This is a genomic window from Dapis purpurea BLCC-M126 (genome assembly GCF_050015975.1).
In the GTDB taxonomy this organism is placed as follows: domain Bacteria; phylum Cyanobacteriota; class Cyanobacteriia; order Cyanobacteriales; family Microcoleaceae; genus Trichodesmium.
Window position 1 is genome coordinate 1 of record NZ_JBNHER010000074.1, and the last position, 18,467, is coordinate 18,467.

Below are 18,467 nucleotides of genomic sequence, written 5' to 3' on the forward strand. Positions count from 1 at the left end.
ACCAGAATTATTTAATTATTAATAATTAATAATTGGGTAAAATCTTTTTATCGTCATTATTATTCGTAACATTATTTTTTCAAAATGGTATTAATTAATCATCTTTAAGTGGTTCATATAAAAGGAAAAAGTAGCAGCAAAAAAAATCAGAGCTAATATTTATTAGCTCTGAACTAATTTATTTCGTATTTTCTAGAGATTGATATAACTATCTATCTAAATTTAATTTGATTAGAACTGTAGAACAAAAAGAAAAGGACTGATAGGGCCGACAACAGTGGTAATAAAACCACCTTTAGTTAAGCTCAATTCCTCATCTATGAGTTCATTAACAAAACTCTCAGAATCTAAGAATAATTCAGTACCAGCAGGACGTAATTCAGAAATTGTAATGTTAGCCATTGTTAGTTTTCTTCTAAGTGATTGATTATTTTTAGGTAAGCATTCAGCTATTAGCATTCAGCATTCAGCTTTTCGAGGTACAAGACTAACTTTGGTAAGTCATAGCATTTTTATTCATAAGTTTTAATTCTCTTTGGAGACTAATTCCTCCTTTGGTATGATAGTGAATTAATAACTCATAGCTGATAGCTGACGGCTGAATGCTTACATTTGTAGATTGAAATTTTGATTTTTTTGTATCATGATAATCTCTTAATAAACGAAAGAGATTGATTGAGAGAAAATATCTTCAGAAACTGGAATATCAATAACACTGATATTAGTAGCAGGAGTAGTAAAACTACCTCCTCTAATATATACGTCATCAGTTAAATCATCGAGAAAACTTTCTTCTCCTTGAAATAAATCAAATCCTACTAGATTTAAGTCGGAAATTTCAATTTGAGCCATTGTTAAATATTCTCCTTGGTAAGTTTAAGTTTAAGAAAATAGCCGATTCTAAAAATGATATATATCATCAGAATTGGCATTAAGATAAGGATGTTTTACATCAATTCCTAGCAAATTAAATTGCTCTAAAATAGCATTCATCCGATTCTCTGGTGAGTTATTGCCTTGATGCCAAGCTTTGAGTAAACCATTAGCGATAATTTGACATCTGTTCATGCCAAAACTTTCTTGGATACTAAACTTTTTGTCTGGTTCTTCAGCTAAACCTAATCCAAGTGCTAATTGTTTTGTGAATAAAGGAACTTCTGGTTTAAACTCTAATTTAGTCTGGGAATAAACATTTTTGAGAACTGATGAAACTGGTTCATAGTTTTCTCTATTAAAGTAGAGAACTCCTGAATCATAACGTTTATATTCATCAGGATTATACAAAACTTTAAAACTAAAAGGAATAGCTTTTTCGTTCAACTGTTGTGTCAGATTTTTCATTACTGTAATAGTACCTTCAGGAGTTAAATTAAAATAAATTCTGACCGTAGTTAAATTATTTTCTGAGTTTCCATAACTCTGTACTCCTGAATTACTAACTGCCATATAAAAACCATTTTGTACTAAGTTTTTTGGCATTTTAATCTCGACTAAATCGCCAATAGCAGATTTTTTTTGAGAAGTTTGTAAATATTTATCTCTGTCAATATGGACTTTTAAACCGCCTTTAGTTACTACTAAACTACCATCATTTTCTTCCTTCACAATTTGCCAGTCAGCATCAAAATAACCTTCACCTTGATTACTTTCATGGATTTTTTCATAAAAATCTACATCTATTCCTAAGAAAGTATTATTTTCTAAATCTAGCTGTAACTTATTTTCTTCTTCTGATTCTAAACTATTTTTCATTGAACCATTGTAATAAACTCCGTAGAGAAAACTTCGGAGGATTAGACCTATATATTTATTCCGTATTTCTGTCGGTAAACTTTGAAAACGAGAGACAACATCATCAGGTAATTCAAATGGTTTATAGTTGGGATGTTGAATGCAAAAATTAGATTTAATCTCAACATTTTTCACAATATCTTTTAAGACATTCTGTAATCTATCCTCAGTTTGAGTTGTTTGCTGAACTGATGAAACTTCAAGTAATTGCATGGTTTTTTAATTTCTGTTGGATTGATATGATAGGAATCAGGAATTAGATGTGAGAAAAACTGTAGGGGTTTGGTTGATAAATCCCATTATGTTGACTAGGGTTTGAAGACAAAATCACTACGATAAAATCTGACAACCTATGCGCGGATTGCTGTATTTTCCTTAGACTAAAGAAGTAGAAAACTGACTCAATTTTGTAACAGCACTACCAAAAATTGTGGGAATTGATTGTTGGGGACGACATAATAATGTCTTGGCAACTTGCAACATGGCAATACCTGTATTACCAAAAGATTTTTGATACTGAATCATTGCCTGAATTTGCTGAATTAAACTAAAGCCAGCAAATTGTATCGCTCGTGGTAAAAAGTCGGGAAAGTATTCTACTATTTCTGGGAAAGTGTGGAGATAAGTTAACATAAAACTAGCAATAGAAGGTTGTAATAATTCTAAAGGTGTTGTGGCTAAACGTAGAGATTCTTCTATGGTTAAAGATTTACTAATAACTAAACTATTCAGCCAAAGTTGTAGATAACTACTAATTAAAGTTCCCACATCAAAGGTAGGGTCTCCCCAATCACAACGTTCCCAGTCTATTAATTTAACAATATTCTCTTTTTCTTCCTGCCAATTTGTGCGTACTAGAATATTATTGAGGGTAAAGTCATTGTGAGTAAAACAACAGGAATTAAAAGTATTACTTAATTGAGCGATCGCTTGACCTAAACTATCATATCTTTGATAAAGAGCAAAGAATTTTAATCCATCTGCTGGTACTATTCCAAAAATTTCTGGTGTTATTCTTTCTAAATTATTGACAAATTTATGTACTTGTTCATTTGTTAAGTGATTAGTTCGGTGAGACAAAAATTCCTGATGTTCTTGACGATTAAAAGTATCACGATGAATAGTAGCTAATGCTTTACCAATTTCTGTAGCAAACTCCTCTGGAAAACTATTTTCTTGCCTATATAAATTCATTAAATTTTGATAGTTATCCAAGTAAGTAGATACAATAATAGAATTTTCTAAATCAAAATGTACTACTTTTGGCAAAAACAAACGCCAAGGTTCAAGTTGAGGAAATTTATTTAAAAAGTTTTGAAATAGCCATTCATTCTGAAACTCACCTATAGTTTTTCCCTGTTGATTATGGCGTTCTTGTTTGACAAGTAGTTTACTACCATCAGCAAAAGTTACTAGCAAGTTAAAATTTTTAGCGTTTATTGGTTCAACTTTGCTTAGAGTTTCTTCTGTTTTATTGGCTAGAGAGTTTTCTGATAGATAGTCAAAAATATTATGAGAGCTTAAAATAAAAGTCATATATATTTATATTAAAAGTTAAGTTTTTATTTGATAAGGGAGTAGCAAAAAAATAGATTACCAGCTAACTGATAGAGTAGAGATTTCTACCGTATGAGAAGGCTTCGCTTACGGCTGGTTTAACTTTTTCCAATGGAGGTTAAATCTAATATCACCGACTTGCAATGACAGCCATGAGCATTTTTATGTACTAATAATAGGTACTTTATTAAGTGGTAAATCCCTAAACAATACTTAGGTAGATACCACTAATATTTTCCTAATTTATTGCTGAATACGCAAGTCATTGACTTAAATAAAGTAGACGTAAGTGAAAAAATTATGTCTTAAATTGAAAATTATTGTTATGACTAATATCAGCTATCAACTCAATATTTGCCGATAGCCGATTAATTAATACTAATATCCAGTTTGATCCAATTTATCCAATGCTTTCTTTGCCCGAAACATCGCTCTCAAAAAAGCTACCTGACTATTCCAAGCAGAACGAGGTAACAATGGCTTGGCAACCTCTGTTTCAGTTACATCTTGATTGTCAAAATTTTGATTTGTAGAAATATTTTCTGAAGAATTAATAGCAGACATAATTATGATTATTTTTTGATTTAATTAACTTCTGATTATTTACTAACACTAACTAACTCGCGGATAGACTCATTTTCTTCTTCCCAATCTTCAGGCCATTGAATGTGATCACTAGTAAAATGTAACGGATCATTTTCTGGCCAAGGAGCATCAATAGGTTCTTCAATCAGAGCAAATTCACCATTATCAAAAGGATTGCCACTTGCTTGATATTTAAGTTCAACCCGTTCCCGAATACCTTTTTGTGCCTGAGTTAACGCTCGATGATGACAGTAAGGATTATTGCCTCGTTTGTCAAAGAAAACATGAGCCGTCCAACTGCAACCGCCACGACATAGTTGAGCAAATTCACAACCTTTGCAGAAACCCCATAAATGATCTGTTCCCTGGGGAGTATCTGCTCCTAAGTTAAACCGCAACTCTTCTGTCTCTTCAATAATTGTCCGCAAGGAATAATCTCGGATATTACCACCCGTATAAGCAGAAGTTGGCAATGACGGACAACCTTTAATTGCACCATCAGCTTCAATACCTAGAGTTGATAACCCCGCATTGCATCCTTGCCAAATTGCCCAAGGATTATCTTGTCCCCGTCCCCGCAATAATCTTTCGTAGGGACCATAATAACCAATATTATTGCCTGCTTGAACTTGCACCCCTTCTTTGTATGCTCGTTTAGTCACACGGGCGATCATCGGATACAAATCTAATAATTCATAAGGCTGCATTAAAATCTCACTATTATCTGCTGCATTCCCCATCGGTACAGTTAACTGAATTTGCCAAGCAAAAGCACCTGCATCGCGAATACGTTCGTAAATTTGGGGAAACTCTGGAGCAGAAAGACGGTTAATTTGAGTATTACAACCAACGGCAATACCAGCCTGCCTTAAATTACCAATAGTTTTAAAAGCCCATTGCCAGGAACCCTTTTTACCCCGTAGGCGATCGTGAGTTTCTTCTAAACCATCTACCGAAACAGAAACTACTCTAATACCTGCTTCCTTCATCTTACGAGCGGTGTCTAGGGTAATGCCAAATCCTCCAGTTGTCATGCCACACTTCATTCCCGCATCCGTAATAGCTTTAGCAATTTCTAACCAGTCTGGACGCAAAAAGGCTTCTCCGCCAATTAGAGTTACTTCCGTAATTCCTACTTCTGCCAACTGCTTCACCATATCTAGAGCTTCTTCAGTGGAAAGTTCTTTGGTTCTGGTATTTCCGGCGCGAGAACCGCAATGTTGGCAAGCAAGATTACACTTTAATGTGATTTCCCAAACAGCGTAGCTGATGCGATAAGTCATTTATAAATATCCTCAGATTAAATTTTTCAGGAAGAGGGGCTACAAAATTTCTACTTTGCCCCCACTTAATTTCAAAATTGTTGATTAAACTCTGTCATCAAAAATGATGCCATACATTGGCTACATGAGAAGCCATTTAATAGGCCACCAAGGAGTAGGAGCGCCATATATTGGCTGAATGAATCTTGTTAACCCACCAAAAACTGTTTCTATCTGTTCTTCATCTAAGTCTTCTAACACGCTGTCTTCACCACTACTTGACTCTAGCATCTGAGAGGTATATTCTTCTAACTCTCTAGCTGTGAAGTCATAGCCAGATTCTTTCAGAATTTTCTTTCCTTCTTCCTGAGCTTCAATAGCTTGAAGTTGAGCTAGAAACTCTTTATCGTCATTTATTCTTTCGTAAAAAGCTCGAACATTTTCTAAAGACATAATGAATTCCTAAATATCTCTCTATTGTTTATTAATTTTCGCCTATAACAGCAGGTATTACTAAATGTTGCTCTGGCACTAACTCAGGATATGCAATCGCGAAAGCAAGTAAATTTCTATGAATTAATACCAATTTCCATGCATTAATGCTATACTTGAGCAACACTTCAAGTATTAAGTAGTCAAAACTAGCTAAATAACTTTTTTGCTTATTTTAGCTATTTTAATGTTAATTTTTCTGATGTTTCCCTCTCTCCTACTCCCCTGCTGAACAAAGCGTAGAAAAGTTTTTGATAAATGGTATAAGAGGGGCTAAAAAATCTATATCTAGCCCCAAGGTTTGAAATTAGAACTTGTTACATCAGTTCTGTATTATCTACAACAATGCCATACATTGGCTGCGGCAGAGGCCAAGGCTTAGGAGGCCACCAGATTACTCCATAGAGTGCTTGTATAGGACCAATTTTTGATAAACCACCAAAAACTGCTGCCATTTGTTTTTCGTTCAAATCTTCCAATACGCTGTCTTCAGCATCACTTGACTCTAGCATTTGAGAAGTATATTCTTCTAACTCTTCAGCAGTGAAGTCATAACCAGCTTCTTCCAGGATTTTTTTTCCTTCTTCTTGAGTTTCAGTAGCTTGTAGCTGATTTAAGAACTCTTTATCATCAGCTATTCTTTCATAGAAAGCTCTAACATTTTCTAAAGACATAATTAACTCCTAAATTTCTTGAAATTATTTATTTGTTGTGTGTAACAGCAGGTTTTGCTACCTGTCTAATTACTTCCGACGGACTATAGTTATCTGTAATTACTTGGGGACAACGCATACAAGCTGCTTTCCCTTCTTGTTGCCACCATCGACAGGTAGAACGTATAGAACAGGGTGGTAGTTGTTCAACTGCGGTGGCTAATTGTTCTACCACTTGAGTTGCCAAGCGACATTTTGCCCCATCAAAATGTTGACAGCTTTTCTCAGCACAGGGTGCAGCAGTTCTGAAGACTTCTGCTGGCGTAACGGAACCAGATAATGCCATTACTTCGTCTGTGACGGGTAGTGGTTTTTTCAGATAAGCAAGATTAGGTTTGTCTACAGTACCACTGATAATTCCAAATACTTTACTATTTGGCATTTCTGGCCGCGCACTAGGACAAAGAGTTGTCTTTTCGGGGGTAACTTTTTCCATGAAATAGCCTCTAGGAAACAATTATCAAGTCAGTGTTGGTTGGTAGTTGCTGTCATGGTAATTATATTTTCGTCTTCATAGAATAAATATCTTTTTTTCATAGATATTTGAGACTAAAATATTACACATTCAGCAACAGTACTTTACTGACTACTTGATTGCAATTGTTGGCTCTGGAACGTAGATTAATCCTACTACAATTGGCGGACATATCCAGCCTTTACAAACAAAAGGACTAATAGTATCAAAACCACCTACAACTTCTGCTGCCTCTTGCTCGGAAATGTCTGAAACGGAATTGTTACGACGTGCTTGAGCATTGGCAATAGCTTCAGCCATTAATTCTGGGTTTAAATCTGTAATATTTAGATTAGCCATTGATAATTATCCTTGAAGATTATTGTTTTTCAAATAAAGCTCTATTTCATATCTTTAAATCATCTAGATATATTGAAATTTATAGACTAAATAAGCTAGATATTAAATTTCCATCTAAATCACTATGATCAAGGGGATTTTTTAGTCCTAAAGATATGATATTCAAGCTTGTATTTGTTAAATACTATATTCATATTTTTTGTAAATCCGCTAGTCTTTTTAGATAAAAAAATGACCTAAAGTATAAAATTATGTCTTTTTTATAACTGTCTCTTACTAAGACCTAAAGTATAAAATTATGTCTTTTTTTTTGCTGTTAGTTACATTTTTAATTTTTCTACATTTAGTACACAGTGCCAAAAGTTTCAATGAAAGTTTGTAGACATTGAAGAAAATAATATCGTTGACTTTCTTTACTAGTCTTTCTATAATATCTAAGTTTTCTGATGGCCACGCAGAGGACATTCTATAGTGGTGAAAAGTATTTAGGGACAATAGCCATCTGGACTGACACAGCTAATTTTGTGGATTAGATTTTGGGGCGTTATTTTATCTGATAGTTAAACTTGTTAGTTTAATGTGGAAACCACAGATTTTGGAGTAGATTTATTTTATCTAATGGTTAAACTCGTTAATTTAACGTGGAACCAGCCCCTACTATTGGCGCATTTTTTAGATGCGTCAATCCACTACTATATAATTTAATAGCTTTTAATAATTTTCTGTCTTGCTAAATCACTTGATGATTTTTCTATATTTTAATTAGCTTTATAGGTTTCAGCTATCTATAATCATCTCCAGAATCAGCAATTATGAATTTTATTTTCAAATTAGTTTAACTTCTTCAATTGCAAATTTAGTAAAACATATTACTTAAATAAGAGGTAATTAATGGCAATTCAATTTCAACAAGCTCTAGAAGTAGGAAAATATCTTTTGACTCAACGTCTGAAAGGACGTAAACGTTTCCCTTTAGTTTTAATGTTAGAACCTTTATTTAGATGTAATTTAGCGTGCCCAGGTTGTGGGAAAATTCAGCATCCTAAAGAAATACTCAAGCAAAATTTAACGCCTCAAGAATGTTTTGCTGCTGTGGAAGAATGTGGCGCTCCTGTGGTTTCTATTCCTGGGGGAGAACCTTTATTACATCCACAAATTGATGAAATTGTACAAGGGTTGATTGAACGGAGAAAATTTGTTTATTTATGTACTAATGGTTTGTTACTGGAAAAGAATCTCGATCAATTTCGACCTTCTCCTTATCTAACTTTTAGTGTTCATCTTGATGGTTTACAAGTAACTCACGACAAATGTGTGGATAAACAAGGGGTGTTTGAAATAGCAGTTAAAGCAATTCGTGCTGCTAAAGCTAGAGGGTTTCGAGTTACTACTAATACTACTGTATTTGAGGGAACAGACCCAAAACAAATACAGGAATTTTTTGATTTTTTGGCAAGTTTAAATATTGATGGAATGATGATTTCTCCTGGTTATAGTTATGAGTGGGCACCAGACCAGGAAAATTTTCTGAAGCGACAACAAACACGGTTACTATTCCGAGAAATTCTTGCTCCTTTTAAAGCTGGTAAAAAGAATTGGAATTTTAACCATAATCCTCTATTTTTAGATTTTTTGATGGGAGAAAAAGATTATGATTGTACTCCCTGGGGTAGTCCTAGTTATAGCGTGCTTGGTTGGCAAAAACCTTGTTATTTAATGAATGAAGGGTATTATGCTACTTTTAAAGAACTTTTAGAGAAAACTAATTGGAATAATTATGGTTATAAAAGTGGAAATCCTAAATGTGCTGATTGTATGGTTCATTGTGGTTATGAACCAACAGCAGCCATGGCAGCAATGGAGTTAGAAAATATTCCTCAAGTTGTAGGTTCTTTGTTGAAAATTGGTGGTTAAATTAAGAGGGGAGAGTTCATTAATGGATAATTGATAATTGATAATTACCTCTAGTTAAAACCGTTCTTGATTGAATATCAGGAAATATTATTTCTTTTTTTTTCTTAAAAAGGGAAGGGTTTAAACGAGAATTATTTAATTATTAATAATTAACAATTCAGTAAGAGAGAGTAGGGAGAAATAATTGATAATTTATGGATAATAATTGATTGGATTTGGGATTTTTGGAAATGTCTAATATATAATCCGGGTAATTAGTTATCCTATCACCCTCGGAATCATTAGTCAGGAGAAAGAAAGGATTTGAGCTATTAAATTCTTAAATTCCTATTCAATACAACATCTGTATTCAGAGAAAGTAATATTCCGATTATAAACTAATCGGATTTTTATAAAAACTAATAATAAATTTAACATGAGTGAATTATTGAATTTTAATGATATTACTATTCAAGCCATGTTTGGTCTTGCTATAGGAATCTTAGTATTAGCTAGTACACCAGGACCTGGTATTCTAGCAGCTACTTCTTGTGCCTTAGTATCAGGTTTTCGTTCCTCCCTTTTAGTAATAGCGGGAATTGTTATAGGAGATATTATATTTCTTTTCATAGCAATTTTCGGACTAACATTAATGACTCAATTTATTGACAATGCTTTTATTATCATTAGAGTTTTAGGTGGTCTTTATTTAGTTTGGTTAGGCTGGAAACTTTGGACATCAGCACCTATCAATTTAGACAATGATGATGAAGCATCAAAGAAAACTTATTTAAAAAATTTTACGGCAGGTTTAGCTATTACACTTAGTAATCCTAAAGTTATTATTTTTTATGGTGCTTTTCTTCCTGTTTTTGTCAACCTTAACGATTTAAAAGTAAATAGTATAGTTTTAATTGCTACTCTTCTGACCGTTATTGTTTCTGTAGTAACTGGATTTTATGCTTATTTAGCCTCTCGTGCTAGATTATTATTTAAAAGCGAACAAGCTATGACTAATATTAATCGTATAGCTGGTACTGTTATGTTTAGTGTTGCCCTTTTAGTAATTTTAATTGGTTGATAATAAAGTAAGCATTTAGCTGATAGTTTAGAGCTGAATGCTTACAAAAAAATGAAGATAATAGAGGTAGCTGTCTAATAATAAGATGATGAAAAACCCGATATTTTCAATTTGATTTGATTAAACTTTTCAATTCTCTCCAAATAGAAGGCTGACTAGAAGTTGATGCGGGATGAGTCAAAATTCCCTGAGTCGGACTGAACAAAAAAGCTAATATAAATAATCCAAATGATACTAATACAATTGCTGGACCGGATGGCAAATTATAGAAGTAGCTAATATACATCCCACTAATACTAGATAAAATTCCTATTCCTACTCCTAATATCATTACTTCGTGGAGTCTTTTAACTAATAAATAAGCTGTAGATGCTGGTGTAATTAATAAGGATAAAACTAATACCACTCCTACTGCTTTGAGACTGGCTACAATTGTCAAACCAATTAACATCATTAACCCTAAGTTTAATAAATTTACAGGTAAACCTACTGCTTGAGCGCCGAGGGGGTCAAATGTGTAGAATAATAGTTCTTTATAAAGTAGGAATACAACTAATAAAACAACTACAGCACTTATTAATGTATCTCGTACATCTCCAACAGTTACGCCGAGAATATTACCGAATAAAAAATGATTTAGGTCGATTTTATTGTCTTTCTGAATAATTGTAATTAATGTAATTCCTAACGCAAAGAAGGCAGAAAAAACTATTCCCATTGCTGCATCTTCTTTGATTGGCGATCGCGTCCTAATTAGGTTAATTAAAATAGTGCTAATTACTCCGGCAATAAATGCTCCGATAAATATATTTGCTCCTACCCAAAAAGCAATAGCTAATCCCGGTAAAACTGAGTGACTAATAGCATCTCCTAATAATGCTAATCTTTGTACCATTAAATAACTGCCAACTACTGCACAGATAATTCCGACTATTATTGCGACTAGGAGCGATCGCTGCATAAAACTGTATTGTAAGGGCTCTAGTAATGTTTCTAACATTAGTGTCTATTTTTCCTATTTTGGATGTTTTATTATTCTGATTTTATAGTGAAAATTAAGTGGTAATTTCATAAGTAAAGAGGTATAATTATTCTCCGCTAATTTCAACTAATGCTTCACCAGACAGTAGAAGCTCTAGCGCTTCTGGTAAAGTAGCACTTAAAATTTCTCGTAACCGAGCATTTGAGGTATTACCACAGGTTAACCAAATAATTTGAGGTGGTGAGTCAAGGCGATTGACTAGATCGACAAAATCACTGTCTTTAGTTATCAAGATGACACTTTCAGCTTTTGCTGCTTCAAAAATCTCAAAATCTTCAGCATCTCTCAAACCAATATCCCGTAGAGCTAATGCTGTTACTCCAAAAGTATCGCTAATCCAAGTGGCGATCGCAGGCGACAGTTGTGCATCTATCCAAATTATCATACAACTAGGACGGGATGATTAAGTTTACGCGAGGCATATAAAAGCGCTGCTTGCAGATCGTTGGCTTCTAGATCGGGCATTTCTTCCAAGATTTGCTCGGCACTCAGTCCAGCAGCAAACAAATCTAGTACATCCGATACCCTAATTCTCATACCTCGGATGCAAGGGCGGCCACCACATTGTTTGGGATTAATTGTGATTCTTTTTAGCAATTCTGACATATAGTTATTACTCCTGAATGAATTTTAATCTTACTTATATTAATCTTTCTTATAAATGTAATCTTGAATTTCCTTGATAAACTTCCACAGATACTTGTCATTATTTACTTTAAGCTCGGGAAGTTTTTCCATAGCTTTGATCAGCCAATTACGTTTGTTGCTTGTATAAGGAATGTTCTCATCTACTAGCATTGATTCTAGTTCACCAAGTGGATTGATAAATAATCCCTTCTCTGAACAAGTTCGCCATAAATCATCAAATTTTGATTGTAGTTCTTCTGTTGGCAAAGCTCCTCGACCTTTTTCTTTAAAATTTTTCCAATTTGTGGAAGCAACAATTTCATTGGCTTGATTTTTAATGTCTCTCAGCAACTTTTCTGGCTCTTTCTTGTTTTGATTATCTTCTATATAGTCTAGTAATTTTGATAATTTCTCCTTAGCATTGTTTATACGTTCGTCTGGAGGAAGTTCTTGAGCTACTTTAGCGATCTCTTCACGAATTGACAACAAGCGAGAAATTTCTTCTTGAGAAAAACCCAATGATTCTAATTGCTTCTTAAACTCTGGCTGAATCTTCAAAATGTCAAAGTCAACAATCCCTGCACATCGTACTCCCATACTTCGATACATTTCAATAATTTTCGGGACAGTTTGTTTATTGTCTGCATTGACAAAATGGATATCCATATCATTTCCAAGTTTATTTGAGACAGCTTGATAAAAACGCGCATCCCTGTCACCTTCTACGACAACCACACCAGAGTAGAATAGTCCATCAAGAACACGAGCAGTCATCAATAAAGGATCATTTACTAATTCCTCCAATTTATCTGGCTTAAGTTTATGAAAATAGTTAGTGTTTTCCCTCCGATCAATTCGGATAATTTTTACATCTTTTGTTTTGCTTAAGATGCCACGCAATAAATCAGCACTATGGGTAGCTAAAATGATTTGACTTTTACGTTGCTGAATCAAGCTATGAAAATAAAAGCTAAATAATCTCAAGTATTTGTCATTTAATAGTTTAGCGATCGCCAACAAATACAAATCATAACTATTTGATTGCTCTGCAATGAACTCTCCCATCTTAAAAGCTTGAGGTGGATGAAGAAATACTTCTGGCTCATCAATTAAAAAAACATCTCTTTTGATTGCCATTAGTGCAATGATAATTCCTACAAAACTTCTAATTCCATCACCTTGTTCATCTAGTTTCTCATACTTCTCCATGATGGATCTAGCATCTCTAGGATCTACAGGAACTTCATCAAAATTCTCTCTAATTCTAAGAAGTAACCTTTGAGGTACAGTAAAGTCCAATTTTATCTCCTTTCCAAAAGCAGACTTTACTAATTCTTGTATCTGTTTTTCTAAATCACTTCCTGCATTATAGAGAGTTTGCAGCAAATTTGACTCTTGTATTTCATCCGCATGGCTAGGAGACTTATTCACTAATTGCAGCCGATATTCTGTAGTTAAAAAAGCAATCAGAGCAAAACCAAACTGACCTGCAAATTGAAGCTTATTCAATAAATGTTCAGGATTATCCTTGTATAAGTTCCAATTATTTGCGTTAAGTGGTGGTTGTTCTTGATTCAATTCAGCAGCTAACTTACGAAACATCCAATTACCATTTTTATCCTGATATCTTTCCAATTTGTAGGCTTCACACAACTCCTGCAAATTCTGCGGACATACCCAGTCTACATCACTAACAATAACACCTGGAATATCTCTGTTTTTTGTTGTTTTCCAAGCAATATCCTTTAGGGCACGGCTCTTTCCACAATTATTAGGACCAATAATTACGGTAAGATTTCCCAGTTGGATTTTTTCTTCATTGTTAAAAACAATTTCGGTCAATTTGTATTGATACATTCTAATGATTTTTATCTCATATATAATACCTATAAAGTATAGCAGTTACAATTTCAACTTTTCCTAAACAACTTCTTTAATCCTACTAAAAAAAATCTTAGAACAATCAAGCAACTTGCCTTAAAGACTCGGAAAAGAAACCAACCTTACCCCCATAAGCACGATACAAATTTTCTTCCTGCAATACAACTTGCCGATCGCCAACCGCAATTAACTCCTTATTTAACAAAATTAAATCGTCAAAATTAGTAATAGACTCACCCAGATCGTGATTAACAACAATCACAACTTTTCCAACTTCAGCTAACTCGTGAAAAATCTCAAAAATAATATTTTCAGTCTTCTGATCTACCCCAACAAACGGTTCATCAAAACAGAAAATATCTGCTTCTTGAGCTAAAGAGCGCGCCAAAAATACCCGTTGCTGCTGGCCTCCAGAAAGTTGCCCGATGGGGCGATCGCGATAACTATCCATCCCCACCCTTGTCAACGCCTCCAATGCTATCCGCCGACTCACATTAGAAAAACGACGAAACCAACCAGTCTGACGCACTCGCCCCATCATTACCACATCCCAGACAGTAGCAGGATAAGTCCAATCAATTTGCGATCGCTGAGGCACATAAGCAATTCTGCCCAACTGTTCCTGAAGTGGTTTGTCATTGTAGATTACAGAACCCCCACTCACAGGAATTAACCCTAACATCCCTTTTAATAAGGTACTTTTTCCCGCGCCATTAGGGCCAATAATACCTGTTAATTTTCCTGCTTGTATTTGTAGGGTAATGTCTCGCAACGCCTCAACGGTACGATAATGGACTGCTAAATGACTAACTATAATTTTGGCCTGACTCATTAATTATGACTCCTATCAATTATCAAACTTAATTCTCTGAAATCCTCTCAGTCATAGAGATATGTATCAAAACTTGACCCTGGAATATGAGAAATATGAAAGCAATATGATATAAATTATGAAAGGAATATGAAAAATTGTCAATTAAATCAAAATTCAAAATGAAAATTAGTAAGTATCTGTGCAAAATTAATTTAACTAATAGTCTGGGTAGAGAAGGTTTAACTCAGAACAAGAAACAGGAAATATATCTGAGTGGTAGATATACGCAGGACTTAGACACCCAAACAAGAAACCGGGTTTATTGCTCTAATTCTCTCTCTCGAAATTCCTCCGATAAACCCGGTTTCTGCATAAGTGCCAAAAATACATGGCCAGCATTAGGAATTTTATTAGGATTATGGATTAGTGGTTGTGCTGCTCCATCTGCAAATATTTCTGCTGAGAGTGAGGGTAAACCTTTAGTAGTTTCGACAAGTACCATCATTGCTGATATGGCAGAAAAAATAGGTGGGGATGAAATTGAGCATCAGGGAATTATGGAACCGGGAGCAGATCCTCATATTTATGAACCTGTGCCTGCTGATAGTGTGGCTTTTGAGGAAGCAGATTTAATTATTTATAATGGCTATAATTTGGAACCTGCTTTAATTAAACTGATGAATGCTGCGGGTGTCAAAGCGCAAAAGTTGGCAGTGGGGGAAAAGGTGACAGCTTTGCAAAATCCGGAGGAGGGAGAGTTGGTGCCAGATCCCCACGTTTGGGGTGATGCGGAAAATGGAATTGTGATGGTGAATGCAATTAGGGATATTTTGATTGAGTTGTCGCCGGAAGACAAAGAAGTGTTTATGGAGAATGCTGCGAGATTAGTTGAGGAGTTAGAGCAGGTTGATATTTGGATTAGTGAACAAATAGGGACTATTCCAGAAAGTCAGCGCCGCCTGGTGACTACCCATGATGCTTTTGAATATTATGTGAAAGCTTATGGTTTGGAGGTGACAGGAACTTTGATAGGGATGACTACGGAGGAGCAACCTAGTGCGCAGACGGTGAAAAATTTGGCAGACGAAATTAAGAAAACTGGAGTGCCTGCTATTTTTGCGGAGACTACTATTAATCCTAAGTTAATTACTACGGTTGCGGAGGAAGCAGGGGTAAAGTTAGCACCTAGGGAGTTATATTCTGATTCTATTGGCGCTCCTGGGAGTGAAGGAGATAGTTATGTGAAAATGTTGATCTCTAATACTCAAGCAATAGTAGAAGCTTTGGGTGGGAAATATACAAATTTTGAGTTGCAAACAAAATCGACTGCGGAAGTTAAACAATAGTAGTTAATATTATGGTAGTGGTGGATTGCAATTATTTTAGTAACAGTATAGTTAGCATTTCAGCTATTCTTATAAATCTATAATCTGTCAATATAAATATGCAATGCCCATAGTAGGGGTTTGGTCTACAAACCTTTACTTTAGTCACCTAGAAACAAGCAATAAAAATACTTCTACGTACAGTATTATCACAATAATTGGGTCTACAACCCCATCTTTTAAGGCAAAATATTTTTTAAGGGTTGCTCAAAATCCCTTTTACAAAAACAACTGCTGACTTTCAATATCAAATCCGTTTGTATCTTTAAAAATTCAATATCTTAGGGGCTTAGTAACCAAACCCCTACCAAACTGACTTGGTTAAAAATTCTTGGTGATTTTGCCATTCAGCTATTTTGACATCACATTCTAGACAACTAGGATTTTCTATTTTTAATTGTTTGATTGTGTCAAACAATCCTGCATATAATCCCTGGTTAGTTGACACAAATAATGAGGTAGCTATTAAAATAATTTTACCTGTTTTCATCAGTCTTAATTTAATTATATAGCAGTCGCCATGACTCATTTAGTCACAGCAAAAATTTAACTTCTGACTTCTGATTTCTGACTTCAGGGAAATCTCCTTATTTCTGTTATGACCTTGTATATCTAATTATTACTATTTTCTTTATAATTAATTCATTTTTTCTTAATTTTTTTTAATAAAAAAACGGACAATATAAAACCATAAAAGTTAATTATAAAATTTCAATATATTTACTGCTCTACTTGATACAAAACGACTTGATTACGTCCTGCTTTTTTCGCCTGATACAAAGCTCTGTCAGCTTTTTGAACAATCTCTTCTCCTGTGTTTCCATCTAAAGGAAAAGAAGCAACTCCCAGAGAAACAGTTACAGATGGGAGAACTTCACCTTGATTTTCTAGAGATAATTCCCTAACTCCTGAACAAATATTTTCTGCCCTTTGTTTAGCAATATCTAAAGGAGTATTTATTAAAATTAAAGTTATTTCTTCTCCACCGTAACGACAAACAATATCAGATTCTCTAACTTGCCCTTCTAAAAACTTTGCCAATTTTCGTAGTACCATATCTCCTACATCGTGACCATAAGTATCGTTAAAATTTTTAAAGTGGTCAACATCTACCATAATGACACTTAAAGGTTGTTGATTGCGTTCAGCTTTAATAATTTCTTGCTTAAGAGATTCATCTAAATAACGCCGATTAAATAAACCTGTTAAAGAGTCACGAATACTATCGTTTCTTAATTGTTCTTTTAGTTTAAGGTTGTAAAATGCTAAAGAAATTTGTTTACCTACAGTATGAGCTAAATGTTGTTGATAGCAACTAATTTTTTCTGGAGATTCTGTTCGGAGGTAAAACAACCCCCAAACTTTCGCTTGAGTTACAAGAGGAATACAAATAGTTTGAGTAGGTTGAGTTTCCAGATCGATATGATTACAAAATAATCCTGGTTGATCGTTGCCAGCAATATGAGTTTGTCCACGCATTAATGCCCAACATTGACTAAATTCCAATGAAGTTTTACGATCTGCTCTGTTGCCAAAAAAAGTAACTCTCTCAAATTTGCCATTACACTCATTTTTTAAGAATACACTGCCAGAAAACTCTGGAAATAATCTTTGGAGAAATTCTGCTAGCAGTTTACTTGTGTCTTCAATTTTTTCGCATACTTGTAAAAATTCTATCATTTGGTAAATTGTTAGCATCTCCTGTTGCCGTTGTTCTAGTTGATTTACTGATTCTTGCAAACGCCGTACTTCTTGCTCTAGACGACTATTCTTATCATGTAATGGTTCTTCGTAAGTTGTCATTTTAAAATTTTCCTTAAGTTCGTTATATTATTAGTATCTATTATTGTTAAAATTAATGTGGTGATATTTATCTTCATAAAATATGAATTTTATCTTGAAAATTAATGAACTATATCGCTATTGATGATGAGCTTAGTAATATATCTAGGTAACTCATTTGCCGCTTTTATGTGATTAAAATCACTTATTTTAAACCTAAGCTATGTGCTATAAGACTTTTTTGAGATTATATTTTAATAAATTAAATCTTGATTTTGGTGTAATTTCGCAATACTTAAAATCGTGAAATTACGGTTATAAATAATTAGGGAGAACTCAGGAGAAAGGAGTATTTGTTTGTAGTAGGGTTTTAGCCTATTAAAAAAGTGGTCAGCAGTCAGCAAGATAATTTTTTTAAAGTGCGCGAAAGGGATTTTAACCCTTCCTAAACAATCCTGCGCAACAGTTACAGGGGATTTTAACCCAAGCTCAAAAAGCTATTAGCGTATGTCTTCCCTAGGAGGCTAGCTGTTTGGGAAGAGCATTTCGTCAGAAAGTGCTAAAAGACTAGTTATATCATGTCCCGTTGAACAGTGATAATTAAAGCTCGTAGTAGGGCTTTAGCCCGATAAATACCTATCTTGGGGCTAAAGCCCTACTACAAACAAAAACTTTTTTATTAATATGAAATACGTTATACCAATTTAATAAATGTTTGTTACAAATAGACAGGGTATTTTTTAGGAGT

The 18,467-nt window shown here is 34.2% G+C and carries 20 protein-coding genes; 3 read left to right on the forward strand and 17 right to left on the reverse strand.

Annotated elements, in window-relative coordinates:
• Positions 1–231 precede the first annotated feature (231 nt).
• The 10 genes from ACP6PL_RS06860 to ACP6PL_RS06905 form a co-directional block, all read right to left on the reverse strand.
• The gene (locus ACP6PL_RS06860; RefSeq protein ID WP_426543895.1) at positions 232–402 is read right to left on the reverse strand and encodes a hypothetical protein; all 171 of its coding nucleotides are present in this window, start codon (positions 400–402) and stop codon (positions 232–234) included.
• A 252-nt stretch (positions 403–654) separates the two neighbouring features.
• The gene (locus ACP6PL_RS06865) at positions 655–852 is read right to left on the reverse strand and encodes a hypothetical protein (protein ID WP_426543897.1); all 198 of its coding nucleotides are present in this window, start codon (positions 850–852) and stop codon (positions 655–657) included.
• 48 nt (positions 853–900) lie between these two features.
• Positions 901–2,004, reverse strand: coding sequence for a T3SS effector HopA1 family protein (locus ACP6PL_RS06870; protein WP_426543899.1), 1,104 nt, complete (start codon positions 2,002–2,004; stop codon positions 901–903).
• Positions 2,005–2,166: 162 nt separating this feature from the next.
• Complete coding sequence (locus ACP6PL_RS06875) at positions 2,167–3,327, reverse strand: aminoglycoside phosphotransferase family protein (protein ID WP_426543901.1); 1,161 nt, start codon at positions 3,325–3,327, stop codon at positions 2,167–2,169.
• Positions 3,328–3,726: 399 nt separating this feature from the next.
• Positions 3,727–3,912, reverse strand: coding sequence for a hypothetical protein (locus ACP6PL_RS06880; RefSeq protein ID WP_426543903.1), 186 nt, complete (start codon positions 3,910–3,912; stop codon positions 3,727–3,729).
• Positions 3,913–3,947: 35 nt separating this feature from the next.
• Positions 3,948–5,216 (reverse strand): nif11-class peptide radical SAM maturase 3, encoded by a 1,269-nt coding sequence (locus ACP6PL_RS06885; RefSeq protein ID WP_426543905.1) that lies wholly within the window; start codon positions 5,214–5,216, stop codon positions 3,948–3,950.
• Between the two features lie 120 nt (positions 5,217–5,336).
• The gene (locus tag ACP6PL_RS06890; protein ID WP_426543907.1) at positions 5,337–5,648 is read right to left on the reverse strand and encodes a Nif11-like leader peptide family natural product precursor; all 312 of its coding nucleotides are present in this window, start codon (positions 5,646–5,648) and stop codon (positions 5,337–5,339) included.
• 356 nt (positions 5,649–6,004) lie between these two features.
• Complete coding sequence (locus ACP6PL_RS06895) at positions 6,005–6,361, reverse strand: Nif11-like leader peptide family natural product precursor (protein ID WP_426543909.1); 357 nt, start codon at positions 6,359–6,361, stop codon at positions 6,005–6,007.
• A 28-nt stretch (positions 6,362–6,389) separates the two neighbouring features.
• Positions 6,390–6,836 carry a nitrogen fixation protein gene (locus tag ACP6PL_RS06900; RefSeq protein WP_426543911.1) on the reverse strand — a complete coding sequence of 149 codons (447 nt, stop codon included), beginning with the start codon at positions 6,834–6,836 and terminating at the stop codon, positions 6,390–6,392.
• Between the two features lie 150 nt (positions 6,837–6,986).
• Positions 6,987–7,214, reverse strand: coding sequence for a hypothetical protein (locus ACP6PL_RS06905; RefSeq protein ID WP_426543912.1), 228 nt, complete (start codon positions 7,212–7,214; stop codon positions 6,987–6,989).
• Positions 7,215–8,105: 891 nt separating this feature from the next.
• On the opposite strand from ACP6PL_RS06905, the gene hpnH reads away from it, so the two are divergent.
• Positions 8,106–9,128 carry an adenosyl-hopene transferase HpnH gene (gene hpnH, locus ACP6PL_RS06910; protein ID WP_426543914.1) on the forward strand — a complete coding sequence of 341 codons (1,023 nt, stop codon included), beginning with the start codon at positions 8,106–8,108 and terminating at the stop codon, positions 9,126–9,128.
• Between the two features lie 415 nt (positions 9,129–9,543).
• The gene (locus ACP6PL_RS06915; RefSeq protein ID WP_426543916.1) at positions 9,544–10,188 is read left to right on the forward strand and encodes a LysE family translocator; all 645 of its coding nucleotides are present in this window, start codon (positions 9,544–9,546) and stop codon (positions 10,186–10,188) included.
• 106 nt (positions 10,189–10,294) lie between these two features.
• On the opposite strand, the gene ACP6PL_RS06920 is transcribed toward ACP6PL_RS06915, so the two are convergent.
• From ACP6PL_RS06920 to ACP6PL_RS06940, 5 genes are all read right to left on the reverse strand, one after another.
• Entirely contained in the window at positions 10,295–11,188 is an 894-nt protein-coding gene (locus ACP6PL_RS06920; protein WP_426543918.1) for a metal ABC transporter permease, read from the reverse strand.
• An 88-nt stretch (positions 11,189–11,276) separates the two neighbouring features.
• A complete protein-coding gene (locus ACP6PL_RS06925; RefSeq protein ID WP_426543920.1) occupies positions 11,277–11,615 on the reverse strand; it encodes a DUF5615 family PIN-like protein in 339 nt (112 codons plus the stop codon).
• Positions 11,612–11,836: a DUF433 domain-containing protein gene (locus ACP6PL_RS06930; RefSeq protein WP_426543922.1), complete on the reverse strand. Its 225-nt coding sequence runs from the start codon at positions 11,834–11,836 to the stop codon at positions 11,612–11,614. The genes ACP6PL_RS06925 and ACP6PL_RS06930 overlap by 4 nt, the downstream gene beginning before the upstream one ends.
• 39 nt (positions 11,837–11,875) lie before the next feature.
• Entirely contained in the window at positions 11,876–13,714 is a 1,839-nt protein-coding gene (locus ACP6PL_RS06935; RefSeq protein ID WP_426543924.1) for an ATP-dependent nuclease, read from the reverse strand.
• A 106-nt stretch (positions 13,715–13,820) separates the two neighbouring features.
• Positions 13,821–14,570 carry a metal ABC transporter ATP-binding protein gene (locus tag ACP6PL_RS06940; RefSeq protein WP_426543926.1) on the reverse strand — a complete coding sequence of 250 codons (750 nt, stop codon included), beginning with the start codon at positions 14,568–14,570 and terminating at the stop codon, positions 13,821–13,823.
• A 161-nt stretch (positions 14,571–14,731) separates the two neighbouring features.
• Here ACP6PL_RS06940 and ACP6PL_RS06945 point away from each other — a divergent pair, with 161 nt between their 5' ends.
• Positions 14,732–15,898, forward strand: coding sequence for a metal ABC transporter solute-binding protein, Zn/Mn family (locus ACP6PL_RS06945; protein ID WP_426543928.1), 1,167 nt, complete (start codon positions 14,732–14,734; stop codon positions 15,896–15,898).
• A gap of 343 nt (positions 15,899–16,241) precedes the next feature.
• On the opposite strand, the gene ACP6PL_RS06950 is transcribed toward ACP6PL_RS06945, so the two are convergent.
• Positions 16,242–16,427 (reverse strand): hypothetical protein, encoded by a 186-nt coding sequence (locus ACP6PL_RS06950; RefSeq protein WP_426543930.1) that lies wholly within the window; start codon positions 16,425–16,427, stop codon positions 16,242–16,244.
• A gap of 230 nt (positions 16,428–16,657) precedes the next feature.
• Entirely contained in the window at positions 16,658–17,740 is a 1,083-nt protein-coding gene (locus ACP6PL_RS06955) for a sensor domain-containing diguanylate cyclase (protein ID WP_426543932.1), read from the reverse strand.
• Positions 17,741–18,467: the final 727 nt, after the last annotated feature.